Here is an 800-nt window from a genome sequence, read left to right as displayed (position 1 = left end):
AGGGTGATCCACGCAAAAACTCCACCCTACTCTACTTCCGCCACTCGGACAGCGAGCCTATCACTCCGGAAAACACCAACGAGCCATACGGCGAATCTCCGGTTTCTCCGGCAATGGGTGCTTACTTTAACAAGAAAGCCTATACCGACCCGGCTTTGCGTAAAGAATATACCAACAAAGGATTCTGGGTAAACATTCGTCTGATCCGCTACGCAGATGTACTGCTGATGGGAGCCGAATCAGCTAATGAAAAAGGTATTCCGGGTGAAGCAATCGACTATTTGGAACAAGTACGCGCACGCGCCAGAGGCACCAATACCAATATATTACCTAAAGTGACGACTACCGATCAGGGAGAATTGCGTGAAGCCATCCGCCACGAACGCCGTGTGGAATTAGGGTTGGAATTCGACCGTTTCTATGACCTCGTTCGTTGGGGCATTGCAAAAGAAGTGTTGCACGCAGCCGGTAAAACCAATTATCAGGACAAAAACGCACTGCTTCCACTGCCGCAGACAGAGATCGACAAGTCTAAAGGAGTGTTAGTACAGAACCCCGACTACCAATAAGAAAGTTCCTCGGTGCCGAACGGTTGTTTCCTCGGTGCCGAAACTACTGTTCCTCGGTGTCGAACAATGTCCTCCTCGGTGCCGAACATTCAACGCATCAGGAGGACTTTATATGAATAGAGATAAAAGTAACTATAATAATATGATATACAAAAAGTTAAGCCTATCCGTCCTGTTGTTTGCCGCAGGTTTTCTAACCGCGTCGGCACAAAAGTCGCCACAGGATATGGA

Annotated in this window: 1 protein-coding gene; it reads left to right on the top strand. The window is 48.2% G+C overall.

Annotated elements, in window-relative coordinates:
- Positions 1–569 (top strand): RagB/SusD family nutrient uptake outer membrane protein (locus AB5935_RS27530; RefSeq protein WP_368328043.1); only part of this gene is annotated, 569 nt, incomplete at its 5' end.
- Positions 570–800 lie beyond the last annotated feature (231 nt).

Origin of the sequence: Phocaeicola sp. RTP21198st1_B8_RTP21198_201120 (assembly GCF_040929485.1) — a bacterium.
GTDB classification, from domain to species: Bacteria; Bacteroidota; Bacteroidia; order Bacteroidales; family Bacteroidaceae; genus Phocaeicola; species Phocaeicola dorei.
The sequence above is the reverse complement of the archived record's forward strand: the minus strand, read 5'-3'. Positions and strand labels throughout refer to the sequence as shown.